This is a genomic window from Bifidobacterium sp. M0307, assembly GCF_016100445.1.
GTDB lineage: Bacteria > Actinomycetota > Actinomycetes > Actinomycetales > Bifidobacteriaceae > Bombiscardovia > Bombiscardovia coryneformis.
The window spans coordinates 1-16,649 of sequence record NZ_JACFSL010000003.1 but is presented as its reverse complement, the minus strand read 5'-3'; the positions used below and the strand labels follow the sequence as shown (position 1 = coordinate 16,649).

General features: G+C 61.9%; 14 protein-coding genes. 10 read left to right on the top strand and 4 right to left on the bottom strand.

Going from position 1 to position 16,649, the window contains the following annotated elements:
* Nucleotides 1-8: 8 nt before the first annotated feature.
* Complete coding sequence (locus H3V08_RS07285) at nt 9-401, bottom strand: hypothetical protein (protein WP_198182237.1); 393 nt, start codon at nt 399-401, stop codon at nt 9-11.
* A 102-nt stretch (nt 402-503) separates the two neighbouring features.
* Between H3V08_RS07285 and H3V08_RS07280 the strand changes: the two genes are divergently transcribed.
* The 9 genes from H3V08_RS07280 (at nt 504) to H3V08_RS07240 (ending at nt 9,962) form a co-directional block, all read left to right on the top strand.
* The gene (locus tag H3V08_RS07280) at nt 504-731 is read left to right on the top strand and encodes a helix-turn-helix domain-containing protein (protein ID WP_198182236.1); all 228 of its coding nucleotides are present in this window, start codon (nt 504-506) and stop codon (nt 729-731) included.
* Between the two features lie 21 nt (nt 732-752).
* The gene (locus H3V08_RS07275; RefSeq protein ID WP_232340452.1) at nt 753-1,841 is read left to right on the top strand and encodes a peptidoglycan amidohydrolase family protein; all 1,089 of its coding nucleotides are present in this window, start codon (nt 753-755) and stop codon (nt 1,839-1,841) included.
* 1 nt (nt 1,842) lies between these two features.
* Nucleotides 1,843-2,181 (top strand): hypothetical protein, encoded by a 339-nt coding sequence (locus H3V08_RS07270; protein ID WP_198182235.1) that lies wholly within the window; start codon nt 1,843-1,845, stop codon nt 2,179-2,181.
* 90 nt (nt 2,182-2,271) lie between these two features.
* Complete coding sequence (locus tag H3V08_RS07265) at nt 2,272-2,604, top strand: hypothetical protein (protein ID WP_198182234.1); 333 nt, start codon at nt 2,272-2,274, stop codon at nt 2,602-2,604.
* A gap of 26 nt (nt 2,605-2,630) precedes the next feature.
* On the top strand, nt 2,631-4,169 hold the full coding sequence (locus H3V08_RS07260; protein ID WP_198182233.1) for a hypothetical protein: 1,539 nt from the start codon (nt 2,631-2,633) through the stop codon (nt 4,167-4,169).
* 30 nt (nt 4,170-4,199) lie between these two features.
* The gene (locus tag H3V08_RS07255; protein ID WP_198182232.1) at nt 4,200-5,660 is read left to right on the top strand and encodes an SCO6880 family protein; all 1,461 of its coding nucleotides are present in this window, start codon (nt 4,200-4,202) and stop codon (nt 5,658-5,660) included.
* Nucleotides 5,657-7,234: an ATP-binding protein gene (locus H3V08_RS07250; RefSeq protein ID WP_198182231.1), complete on the top strand. Its 1,578-nt coding sequence runs from the start codon at nt 5,657-5,659 to the stop codon at nt 7,232-7,234. Before H3V08_RS07255 ends, H3V08_RS07250 begins: the two co-directional genes overlap by 4 nt.
* Before the next feature lie 20 nt (nt 7,235-7,254).
* Nucleotides 7,255-9,159, top strand: a complete 1,905-nt coding sequence (locus H3V08_RS07245) for a type IV secretory system conjugative DNA transfer family protein (protein ID WP_198182230.1) — start codon at nt 7,255-7,257, stop codon at nt 9,157-9,159.
* Nucleotides 9,156-9,962, top strand: coding sequence for a hypothetical protein (locus H3V08_RS07240; protein WP_198182229.1), 807 nt, complete (start codon nt 9,156-9,158; stop codon nt 9,960-9,962). The genes H3V08_RS07245 and H3V08_RS07240 overlap by 4 nt, the downstream gene beginning before the upstream one ends.
* Before the next feature lie 589 nt (nt 9,963-10,551).
* On the opposite strand, the gene mobF is transcribed toward H3V08_RS07240, so the two are convergent.
* The 3 genes from mobF to H3V08_RS07225 are packed head-to-tail and all read right to left on the bottom strand — an operon-like array spanning nt 10,552 to nt 16,132.
* Nucleotides 10,552-14,943, bottom strand: coding sequence for a MobF family relaxase (gene mobF / locus H3V08_RS07235; RefSeq protein ID WP_198182228.1), 4,392 nt, complete (start codon nt 14,941-14,943; stop codon nt 10,552-10,554).
* A gap of 3 nt (nt 14,944-14,946) precedes the next feature.
* A complete protein-coding gene (locus tag H3V08_RS07230; protein WP_198182227.1) occupies nt 14,947-15,378 on the bottom strand; it encodes a hypothetical protein in 432 nt (143 codons plus the stop codon).
* Nucleotides 15,359-16,132 carry a hypothetical protein gene (locus H3V08_RS07225; protein ID WP_198182226.1) on the bottom strand — a complete coding sequence of 258 codons (774 nt, stop codon included), beginning with the start codon at nt 16,130-16,132 and terminating at the stop codon, nt 15,359-15,361. The genes H3V08_RS07230 and H3V08_RS07225 overlap by 20 nt, the downstream gene beginning before the upstream one ends.
* A 213-nt stretch (nt 16,133-16,345) precedes the next feature.
* On the opposite strand from H3V08_RS07225, the gene H3V08_RS07560 reads away from it, so the two are divergent.
* Nucleotides 16,346-16,649: hypothetical protein (locus H3V08_RS07560; protein ID WP_232340451.1), on the top strand; the 304-nt coding region annotated here is incomplete at its 3' end.

Sequence of the window (16,649 nt, the reverse complement as noted above, 5' to 3'; positions counted from 1 at the left end):
GGGATCCTTCACCTGCGCCGGTACGCTTCGATTGCCCGCTCAACCCAGGCCTGGGCCTCGTCCCTTGTGAGTCCGCCGGGAAGGGAGGACAGGGGGACGCGGATGTAGCTTCTCTCGCTTTTGCCGTTCCCGAGAACCCGTTCGATGCCTTTACGGTCAAGTTTGACCCCCTCCAGTCGCGCCTGTATCAGCAGGCGTGCGTTCCGCGCACCTATCTTCCTGCCTGGGTTGCGTCCAAGCCAGGCCGCCACCCTTCGCTGAGTGCCCGGGGAGAGTCCGACCAGCGTATTCGCGGCCGGGATATCTATCCGGCCATCGACAAAAGCATCCTTCAGCGAATCATCAAGGCTCGCCATGCGGGAGAGTCTCGGATCATTGAGCGCTTTGCTGTCGGTTTCCATTGGTTCGGATTTTATACCAACACCCGGGAACATCAGGTTTTTATCAAGTAATCACCAGTATACCAAGAGAAACATCTATTTAAACAGTTTAGAGGGTATAAAATGGCAAAAAGAATTGAATCAGAAGACCAAAAAATGGCCGTCCGGGCAAACCGCGTGGGTTCATTGCGCAAGGCGCTGAACCTGACCCAGCAGGAGATCGGGGATGTGATGGGCCTCTCCTCTTCGGCGGTGAGCCAACGACTGAGGGGACAGATCCCGTTCAAGGCGCAGGAGCTGGAGAAGTTGGCCAGTTTCGCCAATACGGATGTCGGCTGGTTCGAGCGGTGACGGATCCCGGAGAGGTTGGGAATGAGAGAGAATAAGGGCGTTTCCCGGCTCCTGACGATAGGAGCGGTGGCGGTGGTCGTGTTGTTTGTCGTCCTGCCGCTGTTACTGGTGCCGGCCATGTCCGCGTTCGGCTGCGACCAGGAGGACGGGGCCGACGATTCCGGTGACGGGCCGGCGGTTGTGAATTCCTCATACACGCCACCGGAGCATTCGGACGATCCCGTTGCCGAGAAGATGGCGACCTTCATGGAAGGGGTCGCCGTTGACGACTCCCATGGGTATTCACAGCTACGCAGGCGAGGTGATCCCGATTATGACTGCTCTTCGCTGGTGCATTACGCCGCCAAGTCCGCCGGCCTCGATGTCCCGGCCTATCCGTTCACGACCCACACCATGGGTGCGGTGCTCATGGCAAACGGGTTCCAGCACTTCAGATGGAGCGGGGACTACCGCAACGCCCCCAAGGAATTGAAACGCGGGGATGTGGTGGTGAACTGGTCCGCACATACCGAGCTGTACGCCGGAGGGGGATTGTTCGTGGGTGCCCGCCATGCCTTCCCCGGTGGGATAGATGACGGCAATCCCGGAGACCAGGGCCGAGGCGAGAACCAGGAGATAATCATCAGCCGGTACCTCGATACCGGACTGATCGACGCGTACCGCCATGACCCCAATGCCCAGGTATCACAGTCCGGCGGCACAGGCGAGGAGTCGGACGCATCGTCAACAAGATGCTGGGTCAAATCGGGACCGGACGGATCTCCGGACGTGGACCCGGGGGATGGGACGGAGGCCTCCGCAGACCAGGCGAAAGCGATAGCGAGGAAACTGGTGCCGGCCTATTTCCCGGACGGCGACCCGGATAGGGAATTCGGCTGCCTGGTGACCATCTGGACGAAGGAATCAGGGTGGAACCTCCATGCTGAAAACCCGTCGTCGGGAGCATACGGGATACCGCAGTCACTTCCCGCCAGCAAGATGGCCTCGGCCGGCCCCGACTGGAAGACGAACGCATCGACGCAGATCAAATGGGGTCTGCAATACATCAAAGGTCGCTATCAGACCCCCTGCGGGGCCTGGGGGCGCTGGCAACAGCAAGGCTGGTACTGACATGGGATTAGCTTCCAAGAACCTGAAACCCAAACTGGACTTTTCGTGGGTGCCGAAAGAGCTGCGGAGCTTCGCGGCCGGAACGCTGGGGACCATGCTGATCGTCCTTGTGGCGGTATTCGTGGTCCTGTGCCTGGCCGTCGCCTGGCATAAGTTGACCGCAACGGACGGCGGGAAGACCTGGCTCATGCTCGCCGGGACCGTCGCGGCAGCCGCCCTGGTGGTGTCGTTGCCGAAAGGGATGGACTGGGCGAACAAGAACATCAACCCGGTTCCCGGCGGCATCACGTCAGCAGTGTCCATGACGGTCCCCGGACACGGAGGGGACCTGAAGACGTGACCCATTCCATCACCCGCATACGTGGCCAACCCGACCGTCCGTAGACCAAACAACGTCCGGAAGAAAACAACAAAGAAAATGGAGAAAACAATGAGTGATTTGCTCATGAGTGCACAAATACAGCTGCATACCGTGCTGGCCGACGGGGAGCTGAAGAACATGAAACCCGACTATGAGTTCATGCCGTTCAATCAGATGATCATCAATGTCGTCCAAGGTATGCAGGGAACGGCCCTGTACGTCCTGGCGGGCTTATTCGTCTTGGCCGCCCTCTGCGCCGGCCTCGGCCACTTCCTCATCAAATCCGCCATGATGCGGAACATCGGGCTTGGGTTGCTTGTGACGATTGTCATCCTCGCCGCCCTGGTAGCCAACGCGGGCGCATTCATCGATTGGGGCAGCGGGCAGATCCTGTTCCACTGAGACACAAGCGGGAGAAGACTTCAATAATGTTCGACATCTTCATCAAAGCGTTCCTCAACTGGCTGGTCCAGGGGGCGGTGGAAGGGTGGAAGACCACCTGCAAGTTCGCCCTCCAAGCAGGCAACATCACCGATAACCAGTGGGACGCGGCCACCCAGATGGTAGGTCATCTGGGTGGCGTGATGCTGATGGTCTGCATCATCACCGCAGCCGTGAACATCGTGCGCATGGTCACCAGAAAGCGCTTCGACCTCGCCGTGCTGGTCTTCTCCCAGGCGATCCTTTCCTGGCCACTGACCATGATCAGCCAGTGGTTGCTGGCCAGGATCGAAACCATAGCGGCCAGCGTGACCGGCTCAATACTCAACATGGACTTCTCAGGGGCCGGCGCGGAGTATTCCATGGTGGAGCTGAGCAAGGGCGCTGTCACATCCGCCACAACGGCGTTCGGCCCGGTGCTCATGGTCCTGTTCCTGCTGCTGATCCTCCTGTCGATGGTGTCGATCGTGATCTGCATGGCCGCACGCGATTTCCTCCTGCTCATGTCTGTCTCATTCATCAGTGTGCAGTTCATGAACATTGTCGAGGGTCAGCTGAACTCCATCAAACGCTATTTCTACTTTGTCCTTGGACTGATTCTTTATCAGCCGGTGTGCGCCTCCATGATCTGGCTGACGGGCGAGCTTATGAAACGGTCGGGAGGGGACAACGCCCTCACCTTCATCATGGCCCTGGTCGGGATGGGCCTCTCCTCGGTCGCGCCCTGGGTGCTGATCAGGAAGATTCTTCCTGTCTTCGGGCCTGCGAGGACAGGCCTGGATGCAGCCGCCCGGAACGCCGAGGGGGCTGTGAAGACAACCAAGGCGGTCGCCGAGAAAGCCGCCAGCGTGGCGGCTTCCGCCGTGGGCGGCGGCAAGGCCCCGGTACCATCCGCCGTGGGCAAGGGTGCCGGCCTGCTCGGCTCCTTCGGTGGCAAGAAAAACGGCCCCGGCGGCGGAGCGCCGGGGGTCGTCAGTGTGGACAAGAAACCAGACAGGCAAGGATCCGGCCAGGGGAACGAAACACCCCCCCAGCCGCAACCCCAACAGGAAGACCCAGGAAAACCGAAAGCCTCCAGTGCGGTTCCGGACATGCGCCGCCAGGGCAAAGAGGGATTGGAACGCCTTGCAGCCGCCGCGCGGACCGCAGCGAATGAGAAGAAGAAAGCCACCACGCCGGACGACAGGCAGCCGGTCGAACCGGAGGAAGACCCGCCGGCACCCGTCTCGGCCCTGCCGACAACCGACCCGATAAAGGGTTCAAAGTTCGGACCGTCAGCCAAGGATCATGGGACGGACGGTGGACTGTCCGTGGATCCGCCGCCGGCTCCGGACGACAGGCAGCCGGTCGAACCGCCCTCCGGGAAGAATCATCCGCCGCACGAACAGCCCGCCGTGGACGGCGGCGTGGCCCCCGTACTGCCGGATATCGGCTCGGCGGCCGCCCGGAACGGTGCCGAGGGTGTCGGCGGCGTGGCCCCGGCGAAGGGGTCGTCGGATATCCGAGTGGACAAACCGGAACAGTAAGAAGAGTCATCAAAGGAAGAGGGACAACAGATGGCAGAGTGGAGCGATAAGGAACAACAGCCGTACAGCGCGACGTTCGCGCCCCTGATGCGGCAGAAGTTCATCGGCCCCTGGGCGATGCACCAGGCGGTGATAGGGATGGCCTGCCTTTCCTGGTTCATGTTCGGGCTGAGCGTCGCGGGCGTGCCGTTGGTGTCATGGAACACGCTTGTGCTGGCCTCCCTCATGGTGTTCGACCTGTGGTTGTACCACGGGCTGAGCCTGTGGCAGGTGGTCGGGCTGCGGCTTGGTCTTCTCCTGCGCAAGGCGACCGGGGGCAGCCGTTCAACGGTAAGTCCGATCACGGCGGGCGACCAGGTGGCCGAGCTGGACATCCCGGGTCCCCAGAAGAAGGACATCCAGGAGTACATCGTCATGAACTCCGGGAGTTTCGACGGGGCGTGCTGGCTGTGGTCCGCCTCCCGGGCCGAGGCCACCGCGTCCGTCCGCTTCCGGTCCAACGGATCCCAGTTGGCCAAGTTCGACGATAAGAACATGATGGGGGACGAATTCAGCAAGATGCTGCACAATCTTGCCGACTTCCCGGAGGTGGTGCGGGTCACGCTGCAACTCCGTTCCCTGCTGAAACCCACTCCCTGCGAGGAATACCCGGAGAGCGACAACCCGGTTGCGCGGGATCTGGCATACGTGGAGAACGACATTCTGCCCTATGCGCTGGGCCACGACTACATCCTGTCGATCACTCTCAATCCGACGAAGGCGGAGGGCCTGGGCCGGCATCCCAAGGCGGAACAGGTATCCAAACTCATGGTGGAGAGGGTCAGGGATGTGTTCGACCTGCTCTCGACCGCCGGCATCTCGCCGGGTTCGGCCAGGTGGCTGACCACCGCACAGTTGCGCGGCGAGATGAAGACGATCACCGATCCGGAGGCGGCCGGCCTCCTCGACGGCGTAGGCAACCTGGCGGATGACGTGCCGATTCAGACTTCGTGGAGCGAGCATCACGACTATATGGCGGTCGGCCCCAGCTTCGCCCGCACGTACTGGGTCGATCGGTGGCCGGACCAGAGGGTGTGGAGCGACTGGCTGGCGAGGGTCAATGCAACCAGCGATATGCAGATGGTCTTCACCGAGGTGTTCAAGCCGCGTTCGGAGAAGGAGGCGAGGAACAGCCTGGACACGAAGAGCGCCGGCGCGGGCGGCCTCAACATGCTCAACCGGCTCCTGGCCCGGCCCGACGACAAGAGGGCGGAGCTTGAAGCACAGAATCTCGAACGCCGCCGCCTGGAGAACTCGATGGAGGGTGGGGACATCCTGTTTCAGGGGTTCTTCACAGTCATTTCGCAGGACCTTCCCGGCCTGGACCTGTCCTGTAGGGAATTGCAGTCGAGAATCAAGAGGGTGGCCGACCTGCACCTGGACCACCAGGTGGACCAGCAGTTGGCCAGATGGATCGGGGCGCTTCCCCTGGGACTGGAGGGAAGGGAATGAGGCTGTCATCGGAGAGCGGCGACAAGCCGCTACGGGAAGGCTCCTACGACATGGCCCCGGTCCTGCCGGTCCTGACACTCAACGAGCTTGCCTCCCTTGACAGCGACGGCATTCTGGCCAACACCGGACTGACGCGCCGCATCAAGGGACCAAGGAGGGCACTTGCCCAGGCCCTGGCCCGCAGAAAGGGCGCGATCCCTTCATCCCGCCCCGCAGACGCGGGGAAGACGGAGGACACGCAGACCGAGAAGGGGGCGTTGCCGGAGCGGTCCGGGACTTTCCGGGGCCTGTCCTCCTACGCGCCGCCCATCCCCTGGCACATGGCCACCATATCGGAGTCGAGGCTTCTCACGCCCTTTGGCGTATCCGGCTGGCCGGCCCTGGACGGTCCCATCATCGGCCGGAGCGTCATGAACGGGAATGTATGGCGGTACGATGCCTGGTCCCCGTACCGGTATGACAAGACCAGCGTCAACGGCCTGATCCTAGGCATGATGGGTTCGGGAAAAAGCACGGTCTTGAAGGTCATGTGCTCCAGGGAGACGTTGCCGCCCTGGAACAGGCATGTCCTTGTGGAGGGGGACCCAAAGGGGGAATGGGCACCCGTGGCCAGGGCCGTCGGCGGAGACGTGATCGAGGTCGGCGGCGGCCAGTACCTGAACCCCCTCGATCCGGGGTCCCGGCCGATGAACTTCAGCGAAGAGAAATGGCGTGCGGAGATCCTGGGCAACCAGGTGGACACCATGAAGTCGATAGCCCACGTATTGCGTCCCGCGCAGGAGTTCTCAACCAAGGAGAAAACCCTGACACATGCCGTCCTCCGGGAGCTGGCAGAAACCAGCCGTGTCGCCACGATAGCGGCCTTCTATGACCTGCTCCGCAGCGATTGGATTGAGCATGTCGAAATTGCGGGCATGGGACGTTCCGATGTCCTGGAAACGGCCAACGACCTGGTGCTGCTCTTCGGGGACATGGTGGATGGATCGCAGTCCGGTGCCTTCGAACATGAGTCAACGGTGAACGTGGATCCCGCCTCCCCGATGCTGGTGTTCAACACGGGGAGCGTCATGTCGAAGAACGAGACGAAAAAGGCCCTGTACACGGCTTGCATGAGTTCCGCCGTCGAAAACCTGTGCAACCGGCATGATGGCCTGTTCCGCCTGATCATCGCTGAGGAGGGGTACGAACTGCTGAAGAACCCCCAGGTGGTGGAGGCCTGGGATAAGCGCATGAGGCTGACGGGCGACCAGGGCACGGCCAGTTGGATGCTGCTCCATGAGATGAACGATATAACAAAATTCGCACCGGAGGGAACCGCCCAGTATGAGCAGATCAACTCGGTGCTGACGAAGGCCGGCGTGCAGGTGATCTACAAGCAGACCCCGGCCAGTCTCAACCAGATGCGCAGCATGTTGGGAGACGATCTGTCCCTGACCGAGATCGAAACGATCCGTGAGCTTGCCCCGCACTGCGGCCTGTGGCGGGTGGGTGGCCAGCTCAAGGATGTGGTCGTGGCCGATTTCGGGCCGGACATGCTGCCTCTGGTGGATACGGAACGCAACCGCAGGGGTTGATCAAGGAAGGGAAGGGCACGATGACCGAAGACGACGTTTGGGACAGGAAGGACTCCCCCGGGGGGAAGAAGGACCTGGTGGCCCTGTGGGGGCGGTTCCTGGAGACCAGGCAGGGTGCCTGGGTCAAGGAGCATACCAAGCTGGTCCACAACCTGGGCGGCAACGACGACACCTCCGTACGGAGCCTGACCGTCGCGGTCCTGTTGGTTTCGTCCCCCTTGCTGCTGGTCACATTGTTCAACTTCTCGGGGTTCCTCTTCATCCTGTATCTGCTGTCCCTGGTCGCCCTCGGCACCTGGGCCGGCCGGTTCTGGCGTTCCTACCAGGGCAGCGTCCAACAGGATCAGGACAGGTTCGACACGAACCCGGACCTGATGCAGCGTTCCGAGGTGGAGCAGCGGGTAAGCGGCCTGGCCCTGTCCAAGGAGGCCGATTACGCCCTTCCAGGGATACGGGCCGGCCTTGATGAAGATCCACGGACCAGGGGAAGTGCCATCTCCCCGAGATTGGCGGGCGTGCCGCTGGGACTGTCCCATGGCAAGCCGGTATGGCTGTCGGGCAGGTATCCGGTGTACAACCTCGCCTCCTCCCAGACCGGCAAGACGACAAGGCTCATTATCCCGTACATCATTGAGGCCCCGGGCGCGGTCATCACGACCTCCTCCAGGCCCGATGTTATTGAGGCCACGCTGAAACTCCGCAGGGACGGCTACAGCATCCCCGAGCAGGACGGAAACCCGGGCTACACCTATGGTCCGAGGCCCGTGTACATTTTCGACCCTACGGGCATCCTGCCGGAGGATAGCGAGTTCAACCGGTACCGCATCAACTGGAACCCCGTGCGCGGCTGCACCGACATGGAACGGGCCTCGCATCTGGCCGCCGCCCTGGTGGGCACGGTAGGGCTGAACGGGGAAAACCAGGTGTGGGCACAACAAGGTGTCCAGATCGTCCAGTCGCTGCTTTTGGCCGGTGCGATAGAAGGCCTCGGCCTGGATGGGGTGTATGAGTGGGCGAGGGACGAAACGGGACCCAACGCGGCCCTGCGCATTCTCAACGACTCCGACAATCCCGACTACCGAGACTGGGCCGCCCCGCTCCAGGCCCTGAAGGACTCCGACCCCCGGACCAGGAGCAGCATGATGCTGTCGGTCAGCAACGCTTTCAACGCCCTGGCGCTGCGGTCGGTCCGCGAAAAGTTCCGGCCATCACCGGACCGGCAGGAATTCGACATGAAGAAATTCATAGAGGCCCGTGGCATCGTCTACATCCTGGCACCGTTGAGGAGCACCCAGGGCGGGGCCGAGGCCCCGACAGGGGTGTTCGGCAACATGTTCCTCGCCGAGGCGAGGGATGTGGCCAGATCCCTCGCGTTCTCTGCGCCGAAGAAAAAGCTGGAGCCGTCGCTCTCGATGGTGCTCGATGAAGTGGTCAACATCGCCCCGTGGGAGGGGATACCCCAACTGTTCACCGCCGGTGCCGGCGACGGCATCCAGGTGCTGATAGTCGTCCAGTCCAGGGCGCAGGCCAGGGCTGCGTTCGGGGAGGGCGAGGAAAAGCAGATGTGGGACAACTCGCAGAAAGTGATAGGTTCCGGCCAGTCGTCACAGGACATACTCAAGGAAATCAGTGATCTGGCCGGAGAGCACGAATCAAAGCGGACCGAACACTCATGGTCGAGTATGCCCATGAATCCCGGGCAGCAGGGAATGTTCGGCGGCGTTTCGACCATGGAGCGCGTGGAGACGAAATCGGCGCTCACTGCGTCCGATATCCGGAGAATCCCGCTGGATCGATGCCTGCTGTTGTCCGGAAACATGAGACCTGTGGCCGTCACTTTGATACCGTATTGGAAACGGGGCTGGTATCAGGCCGCTTCCATGGAGGAACCGTTCAAACCAGAAGGCGCAATCGTATCATTATGAGATTCCATCCGAGAAAAGGCGGCATCCGTTCCGCCATGTACCGACTGATCGACTGGTCCAAGGACCACCCCTTGAAGGCGGGCCTGGGTTCGGTGGCCATCGTGGTAGTCCTGCTGGCCATCATGTACCCCATGGGTCTTCTGCCCGTCCATCCCCAGTCGCCGGCACCGTCCGGGCAGGCCGAAACCAGGCCCAGGAAGACCGCCAAGCCTCACCCAAGCCCGAGGGAGGCCAACCCGACGGTGGCCCCTCCCGCATTGACGGGCTGGGAGGACCGCCCAGGCCGCCATGCGACCGACATCATGAAGAACGTGGATGCCCTCCTGGACAGCAGATCAGGTGTCAACATGATGGTCATGCGTGAGCAGATCTCGTTCATCGCCGTGGATCCGGACTGCGCCTATTCCCGCTCGGAGTCGGCCCTGATGGATGCCGTCAAGGATGCCACCACCAGAAAGCCGGCAACGCCGAAGGAGGCCGACAGCATGTGCGCGAACCTGGACGTGCTCCACGACCGGTGGCAGACCCAGCTATGGGCCGCCGCCAATGAGATACTCGACGCGCAGATCGGCGACACCCTGCTCTCGGAGGAGGACGGCAGGAAGGTAATCCTTTCCGACAAGACCGCCCAGGCATCGTGCAGGGAATATGCGGCCGATGATATCGCCCTGGGCGGCTCCGGACGCTCCGACTACCAGCGCAAGCTTTCCCTTTTCAAGGAGCACAATGCCATGCAGGAAAGGTGCGGGATGGATATGACACCCGAACAGGCCGAGCGAATGCCCCAGGTGCCCACCCAATGAGCACCGACAAGGAGAATGAGGAAAACCGCCCTCTCGCCGACATGCCGAACGCTGCGGCGGATCTCAATCTGACCTCGGCCGGCCCCTGGCGGTTCGACCTGCGTGACCGGTCGCCCATGGCAGTCACGGCGGTTGCGGAGTTCGCCGAAATGCTGTGTGTGGTGGATCCCCGGTTCGGTGATGCGCTGCCGGCCAACTGGATGCGTCTGCCCTACATTGTTGCTCTCATGGATGCTCTCCGGTGCGCGTACGTGTCGGCCTTCATCGAGAACAGGCATTACAGTGCGAAAGGGGCGACGTTTAAGGCACCGGCCGTGCCGGGCGAACAGCAGGTGCGGTTCTGGATGAACGAAAACCACATCCTCGGCCTGATCACCGCCTATACACGTGCGGACGGCATCGAGCATCAGACGAACAAGGGCGAGAAGTTCGACAAACTGCCTCCGAGGACGATTGAGCGGCGCGAACAAGAGAGGTCGGCGGGTGTGGAGCCGGTCGAGTACTACGCGTACCTCAACAGCATGAAGGTAACCGCCGCGCCGGATGTATACGAACCGGATGCCGCCATCCCCCCGGAGGAGGCGGCCGGTCAGCCCATTTCCGGTCCCGTAGGGCCGGATGTGTCCGGAGACGGGGAATCCGGTTCCAGGGAAACCGCTTCGCCCCGGGGGTCCGCCGGAAGTGTTTCCCCGTGGCTGGCCGCCGGCTCCGGCGACCCGTCCAGCCAGGCCTCGGCCTGATGCCTCTGCTCGATGTCGAGTCCTTGCAGGATCTCGGCCGTCTGGCCGGCCTCCCCGGCCCGGCTGGCCATCATGCCCTTCCATAGAGGTTCCCTCTCCCCGTCCGGCCCGATGACAACGGTCTTTCCCCGTTCCGCCGGGGTCAGTGCTCTCCACACGCCGGACAGGTCGCTGTCCGGGCCGGCCTTCACGGCCATCCTGGATGGCCCGTCGGCGCGGATGCTCCTGATCTGGTTGATGGTGCCGTTGGCGGTGTCCGCAGTCACGGGGATGCGGATCTCTTTGCCGGCGGCGCCACCGTCCGTGTAGTCCAGGATGATGCCCCTTCCGGCCTTCACGGCCAGTCTTCGGCCGTGTGTTATCGGCTGTGGCTGATCCTGCTTGCCGGCAAGCGATTCCGGATCCTGCACCGGGCGGTGGTAGTCCGATATCCGGCGTTGGATGTCCCTTTTCCACCCGTCGGTCCCGCTTGACGGCCCGAACGCCCGTTGTGGGTCGCTGATCCGGTGTATGGCCCTGTATTCGCGGATGTCCTCAATGATGTTCCTGTAGTCTCCGAGCCTGGGGGAATTGAACGGAGGGACAGGCCCCATGGTCCCTTTCTCCCAGGGTTCCCCGATGGGTCCGAACGCTCGGCCGAAATCGATTTCCTGCTCGGCAAGGTCCTTCCGGCCGATGTACATGCCGCACGTCTGGTTCATCAGGTCGATCACCCGCGCCTGGTCCGGAGGGGTGGAATTGCCTGCCTCCACATAGTGCGGGGGTACTTCCTCGTTCTTCTTCCTGCCCTCCGGCAGAAGTAGGTTGGCGATGTTGATGGCCGTGTAGGTCTGGCCGCGTTTCACGGTGCCGTTAGCGTCTACCGCGCTGCGTTCCCGCGCATTGGCATAGGCATCGAGCATCAGGCCGTATCCGGGATCTGCTTTCAGCCTGTCCATGGTGTCCTTGTCCAGGACGTGGCCGATCTGCCGTTCGGAGAGGATCCTCCGGTAGGATGTCCACTCCGCTTGCAGCCTCTTCTTCGTGTAAAGGCTCTGCTGGTAATGCTTGGCCCATTCGGATGCGAACGTGCCCGTCTGCTGGTGGTCCATGACCTGGTGCAGGGTGAACATGGCCTGCTGGTGCGGTGACGGCAGCAGGTCTTCGCTCGTGTACCACCCCTCCCCGGGTTTCGGCCCCTTCTTGTCGTCCCAGAACTTTTTGTGCTCGATCTTCTCGTAGCGGACCTTGTTGCGCAGCCGCCAGGCGGCCAGCTCATAGGTATCCTCAGTGCCCGTCATCATCTCCTTGACGGCCTTGGTGGCCACGTAAACGTCGTTCCTCTCACGCCCTCTGGTCATGGCCACGTACAGGGTGTTTGCGGAAGATATGCCCGCCTGGTCCTTGGGGATGTAGTAATAGCCGCGGTCCACGGTCTTTCCCTGGCTTCTGTGCGGTGTGACGGCGTATCCGCCTATCACGTTGTGGTCCACATAGCTGGCGGGCAGCATCACGCTGTCGCCTTCCCGGCCGGTCGGGTGGCAGCGGATGGATCCTGCGACGACATCATCCACTATCCATATGTCGTTGTTGTGTACGTAGCCGCCCATCCTGGTGCGGATGCGCCGGTCGTTGTTCCTGGTGCAGATGACATCGCCCTTGCCGGCCGTGGATCCATCGGCCAGGATCACCCGTCGGCGCGGGTCCTTCTCCACGCTTCCGGAGGCCTGCCGTTGGCGGCTGATGCGCTCATTCATGTCGGAGATGCCCTCATTGCTGCCGACTATCAGCAGGGCGCTGATTCCCTGGTCGTAGTCTTTGGCCACCTTCCCGATCAGCACGTCCTCCACGTGTTCGCTCTGGTCCGCGTGTATGCGGCCCGCCTGGTCGTATTCGGCCAGGGCCTGGTAGTCCCCGGTGGACTCGCTCTTCTCCCAGCTCCGCAGCAGCTTGCTGCGTTGGGCCTCGGCCCCGTCTTTGAAACGCCAGATGCTGTCCAGCTCGCTGACCAGCTTCTTCTGACCGGTAACCCAGGTGAACGCGCCCGCTCCGCCGCCCACCGTGTTGAGCTGTTTGTCGTCGCCCACCAGGATCATCTTTGCGTGCCTGGCCGCGCACAGTTCGGAAAGGTGCTGTAGGTCGAAGGTGTTGGCCATGCCGGCCTCGTCCACGATTACGATGCCCCGCTCGGGGATGGTGAGGTTCCCCTTCTCCGCCCGCAGGCTGGCCAGCCGCTGCCTGGCGCGTTCGCGGCGGCGGTAGCGCCGGACAAGGTTCCGGGGGGTGAGGCCGTCCGCGCCCAGGCTTGTGAGGCTTCCTGCGTTCTTGTATTCCGCCTCGGCCATCAGGATGCGCTGGTCGAGGTTCCCCCGCTCGTCTTCGTAGAGGAGTTTGGCCAGGGTGTCGGCGGGCACACCCAGACTCGATCCGAGTTCCTGGGCCGCCACGGCCGTCGGCGCGTATGCCACGACCTGGCGGCCGCCTTTCATGGAAACGATGTCGGACAGGCAGCGCAGGGTTGTGGTCTTGCCGGTTCCGGCCGCACCGGCCAGGGCGACGATCGGCTTCGTGCTGGAGAGCAGCCCTACCACCGCCTCTTTCTGGTCCGGTGCCAGGGGATGCTTGTATCTGTTCTTGCCCTTCTTTGTCTGGATCTCCTCCACGGTCTTCTCCAGCGTCTCCTGGTCCCATCCGGTGGCCGGCTGGTATGTGCCGCTTAACGCGGTTTTCTTGAATCTCTCCTCCGCCGCCAGCAGCTCCTTGGTCGCGTACACGTTGCCTTCCGGGAAGTCGGTGACGGCACGGTTCCCGTTGATGGTGATGCCGGGGTCTTTGCGCTGTTCATCGCTGAGGGTGTATCTGTCCTCGCTGAGCAGGATAAGGTTCTTCTTCTCCTCCTCCACCAGGAGGTCTGTGAGCTGGTCGCGCTGCCCCTCCCTGAGGCGTATTCCCCTGGTCAGCCGTTCGGCCGAGGACCGGATCACGTTCTCGCTGATGGTGGTGGTGTTGTAGGCCGCTTCCTCATGCATGACCGAGAACGGATCCAGATCCCCCGGCTGTTCCCACTCGTCCCCGTGCTGGACGCTGTGCAGCGCCGCATTGTCGGCCACGGACGCGCGCAGCAGGTCGGCCAGCCAGGCCGCCGGCCTCGGCCGGTCCTCGGCTGAGGCCCCCTGCTTGATGACCTGGTGGGCCTGTTCAACGATGTCCGGCTGTTCGAGCAGGGTGTCGATGTCCTGGTTCAGGCCGCCCCTGTCGATGGTGTCCCGGACCAGTTGCCGGGGGTCGTAGCCGTGTCTGGCCAACTCCTCGTTCCACTCGTCCATCAGCTCATGAAGGGATTTCGGTTCCTTTGGCTTGGCCTTGCGGGACAGCCTCCACGCCCTGCGGTGCAGCTTCTTCATTGTCGCGGCATCGGGTTCGATGCCGTCCGCACGCAGCTTGGCCACTTCCTTGGCGACCCGCTTGTTTATTTCCGCATTGCGGCGGCTGAACGTGTCTATGAGATCGTCGTCGATACCCACAAGGTCGTAGACGCAGCTCTTCGTTCCGGGCATTTCACGCTGCCGCCACTGCACGCCGAGGCTGTCGGTCAGCTTGTCCATGAGCAGGTTGGTGTGGCGTTCGCTTATGGCGACCGTCGCGCTGTACACCGCTTTGCCGTCAAGCGCACCCGTGTTGCCGTCGGCGCGTTCGACGATGTTTGAGATCAGTACGTGATCGTGTAGATGGGGGTCGCCTTCCCGGCTGTCCCAATGGGTGAACGCTGCGGCTATGATGCCGGAGGCGTGCTGCTTGACGATGCCGCCCTTGCCGGTCCTTGAGTACGCTTCCCGCTTCTCGAACCAGTCAACGCTTTCCTGCACCGCTTCCTTGTGGCACCGCATGATTGTCCGGCGAACATGCGGGTCGCCCGCCGCCCACAGGATATCGACGCTCTTGGGGAGTGTGAGTGTCAGGTCGTATCCTCCAACGGCCTCGCCGGCATCGATTCTTTCCTGGCCTATCCTGCTGAGCAGTCGGCCGGTATCGGGGTCGCTCAGATTGTCGTAGACGCGGCTGATGTCGATTTTGGATGCGGCGGTTCCGGCCTGTCTGTGGATGGCACCAAGACCATTACCCATCCACACCCCCGCAGGTGTGCCGGGGGTGTTGTAGTAGCTTGCCATGCCTCCGCCATGGTCGGTTGCGACCTCGCTGACCGTCTGCGTGTAGTACTTGGTGCTTGTACCGGCCATGAGCTTCGAGAGGCTTGCACTCATGTGTCAGTCCACGCTCTCCTGAGAGGACGGGAATGTGTCGGTCCGGCTGTCCGGCACCTGCTCCTCCCCGTTCACCTGTCCGTCCTCTTTGGGCTTGCTCTTCCGGCGCGGTCTCGTATTTGAACCCTCCGCCTGTTCGGCCGCTTTGCGGCACTCTCCGATGACGGCCAGGGTGCTTTTGATGCCTTTGCGGCTTGCCGTGCTCTTGCTCCAGTTGTGGCTCTCCAGGATCTCGTTGTACAGACGGCTGTACTCGTCCACGGCCTGGGCCACCTGTTGGGCCTTCTTGTCGATTTTCTTCTTCTGCTTGTCCAGCTCTTCCAGGGCTTCTTTGCGCTCCTTCATCTGCTGGAGCAGTCTGTTTATGGTGGGGTCGTCGCTTGTCGCCTGCTTGAGCAGTTTCTCTATTCCGGATTCAGTGGCTGACTGTCTCATGGGTGGTGGTCCTTTCCTTGTTTTGGTTGTTTGCAAAATCCTGTAGCTTGCTGCGGAGGGGTTCGGCCTCCGTGCCGTCCAGCGGCAGTGCCGTTCCCGTCTCCTGGCGATGGTCGTCTTCCATGTCCTCCAGGGCGAGGTATGCGGCGTACTGCTTGTACTTGGCCATGAGGTCGTTCAGACGGTTCTGGTATTCCCTGTCCAGGTCCCTGATCCAGTCGGCCGGTCGATGCGAGGCTATGGCTTTGCCCCGTTCCTCGCGCCATCGTTGTTTGACTCGGCCGATGTCGGTGCGCTGCTGGTCGATGGTGTCGCGTTCCTTGCTTGACCAGTCTTCCATGACCCGAAGGAAATGGTCGTGACTGTTCAGCAGTTCGACCGAGGGGTTGTTCCTGTCTATGGTCAGGACCCCGGCACTGAAGAGTTCGCTCAGGTCGTCCGCAACCGTCCGCATCATGCCTTCCAGTACGCTGGCCCTGTGTTCGGCCTGACGACGTTCCGTGGACTCGTATTCAATCATCTCCTCTTGTCTGCTGATCGTATCCCTGAGACGGTCGTTGTCGTTCTTGAGGTCGTCGGTACGGTCCACGGCGTTCTTGTCACGGTGTCTGTAGTAGCTCTTCCTGCAAGCTGGGGAGCAGAACACCTGGGTGTTCTCCCTCCCTTTCGTCGGGAGGAATGGTTTTCCGCACCAACGGCACCGACGCACTTTGAATCCGTCTATCTCGATGATTCCGTCCACCACTGATGACATGTTATCCCCGTTTTCCCTTTCGATTTCTTTAGAGAATCTAGCACATTCGGAGTACCGGACACGAAAAAACGGCTTTCTGCCAGCGAAAACCGGCGATAATCCACCACCGAGGTGCAAGAGGTCCATCTCTTAGTTATCTGTCTGATTGGTATGTATGGATGGTCTGCTGATGGGGCTGGTTTGGTCTGGTGGGTGCGGTGGCTCTGGTCATGGATGCTGCTGTGGCTGGTGGGTGCTGTGGTCCTTGCTTTTTGGATGGTTGGGATGATTGCTGATGGTCTTCTTGTGTCCTGGGCGAGGTGTTTGGAACTGTCCGGTTGCGGGACCGTTGTTTTCCGCCTGGCCGTGGGCGGCGCTCTTGGCATTGTGCCCGGAAGTCGGAGGATTCATTTGAGGCAAGCATTTTCAGGGGCGTTGTTTGCCCCTGAAAATGTGCGGCAGCCAATGATCGACCTGATTCAGGTCGCCGGGGTGCGGGGCGGGTGCCCCGCCGTCACTCACGACCGCACGTTGATGA

What these genes read in the sequence shown, in the direction of transcription:
- H3V08_RS07285 (WP_198182237.1), bottom strand. Translation starts at nt 401, where the DNA reads ATGGAAACCGACAGCAAAGCGCTCAATGATCCGAGACTCTCCCGCATG.
- H3V08_RS07280 (WP_198182236.1), top strand. Translation starts at nt 504, where the DNA reads ATGGCAAAAAGAATTGAATCAGAAGACCAAAAAATGGCCGTCCGGGCA.
- H3V08_RS07275 (WP_232340452.1), top strand. Translation starts at nt 753, where the DNA reads ATGAGAGAGAATAAGGGCGTTTCCCGGCTCCTGACGATAGGAGCGGTG.
- H3V08_RS07270 (WP_198182235.1), top strand. Translation starts at nt 1,843, where the DNA reads ATGGGATTAGCTTCCAAGAACCTGAAACCCAAACTGGACTTTTCGTGG.
- H3V08_RS07265 (WP_198182234.1), top strand. Translation starts at nt 2,272, where the DNA reads ATGAGTGATTTGCTCATGAGTGCACAAATACAGCTGCATACCGTGCTG.
- H3V08_RS07260 (WP_198182233.1), top strand. Translation starts at nt 2,631, where the DNA reads ATGTTCGACATCTTCATCAAAGCGTTCCTCAACTGGCTGGTCCAGGGG.
- H3V08_RS07255 (WP_198182232.1), top strand. Translation starts at nt 4,200, where the DNA reads ATGGCAGAGTGGAGCGATAAGGAACAACAGCCGTACAGCGCGACGTTC.
- H3V08_RS07250 (WP_198182231.1), top strand. Translation starts at nt 5,657, where the DNA reads ATGAGGCTGTCATCGGAGAGCGGCGACAAGCCGCTACGGGAAGGCTCC.
- H3V08_RS07245 (WP_198182230.1), top strand. Translation starts at nt 7,255, where the DNA reads ATGACCGAAGACGACGTTTGGGACAGGAAGGACTCCCCCGGGGGGAAG.
- H3V08_RS07240 (WP_198182229.1), top strand. Translation starts at nt 9,156, where the DNA reads ATGAGATTCCATCCGAGAAAAGGCGGCATCCGTTCCGCCATGTACCGA.
- mobF (WP_198182228.1), bottom strand. Translation starts at nt 14,943, where the DNA reads ATGAGTGCAAGCCTCTCGAAGCTCATGGCCGGTACAAGCACCAAGTAC.
- H3V08_RS07230 (WP_198182227.1), bottom strand. Translation starts at nt 15,378, where the DNA reads ATGAGACAGTCAGCCACTGAATCCGGAATAGAGAAACTGCTCAAGCAG.
- H3V08_RS07225 (WP_198182226.1), bottom strand. Translation starts at nt 16,132, where the DNA reads ATGTCATCAGTGGTGGACGGAATCATCGAGATAGACGGATTCAAAGTG.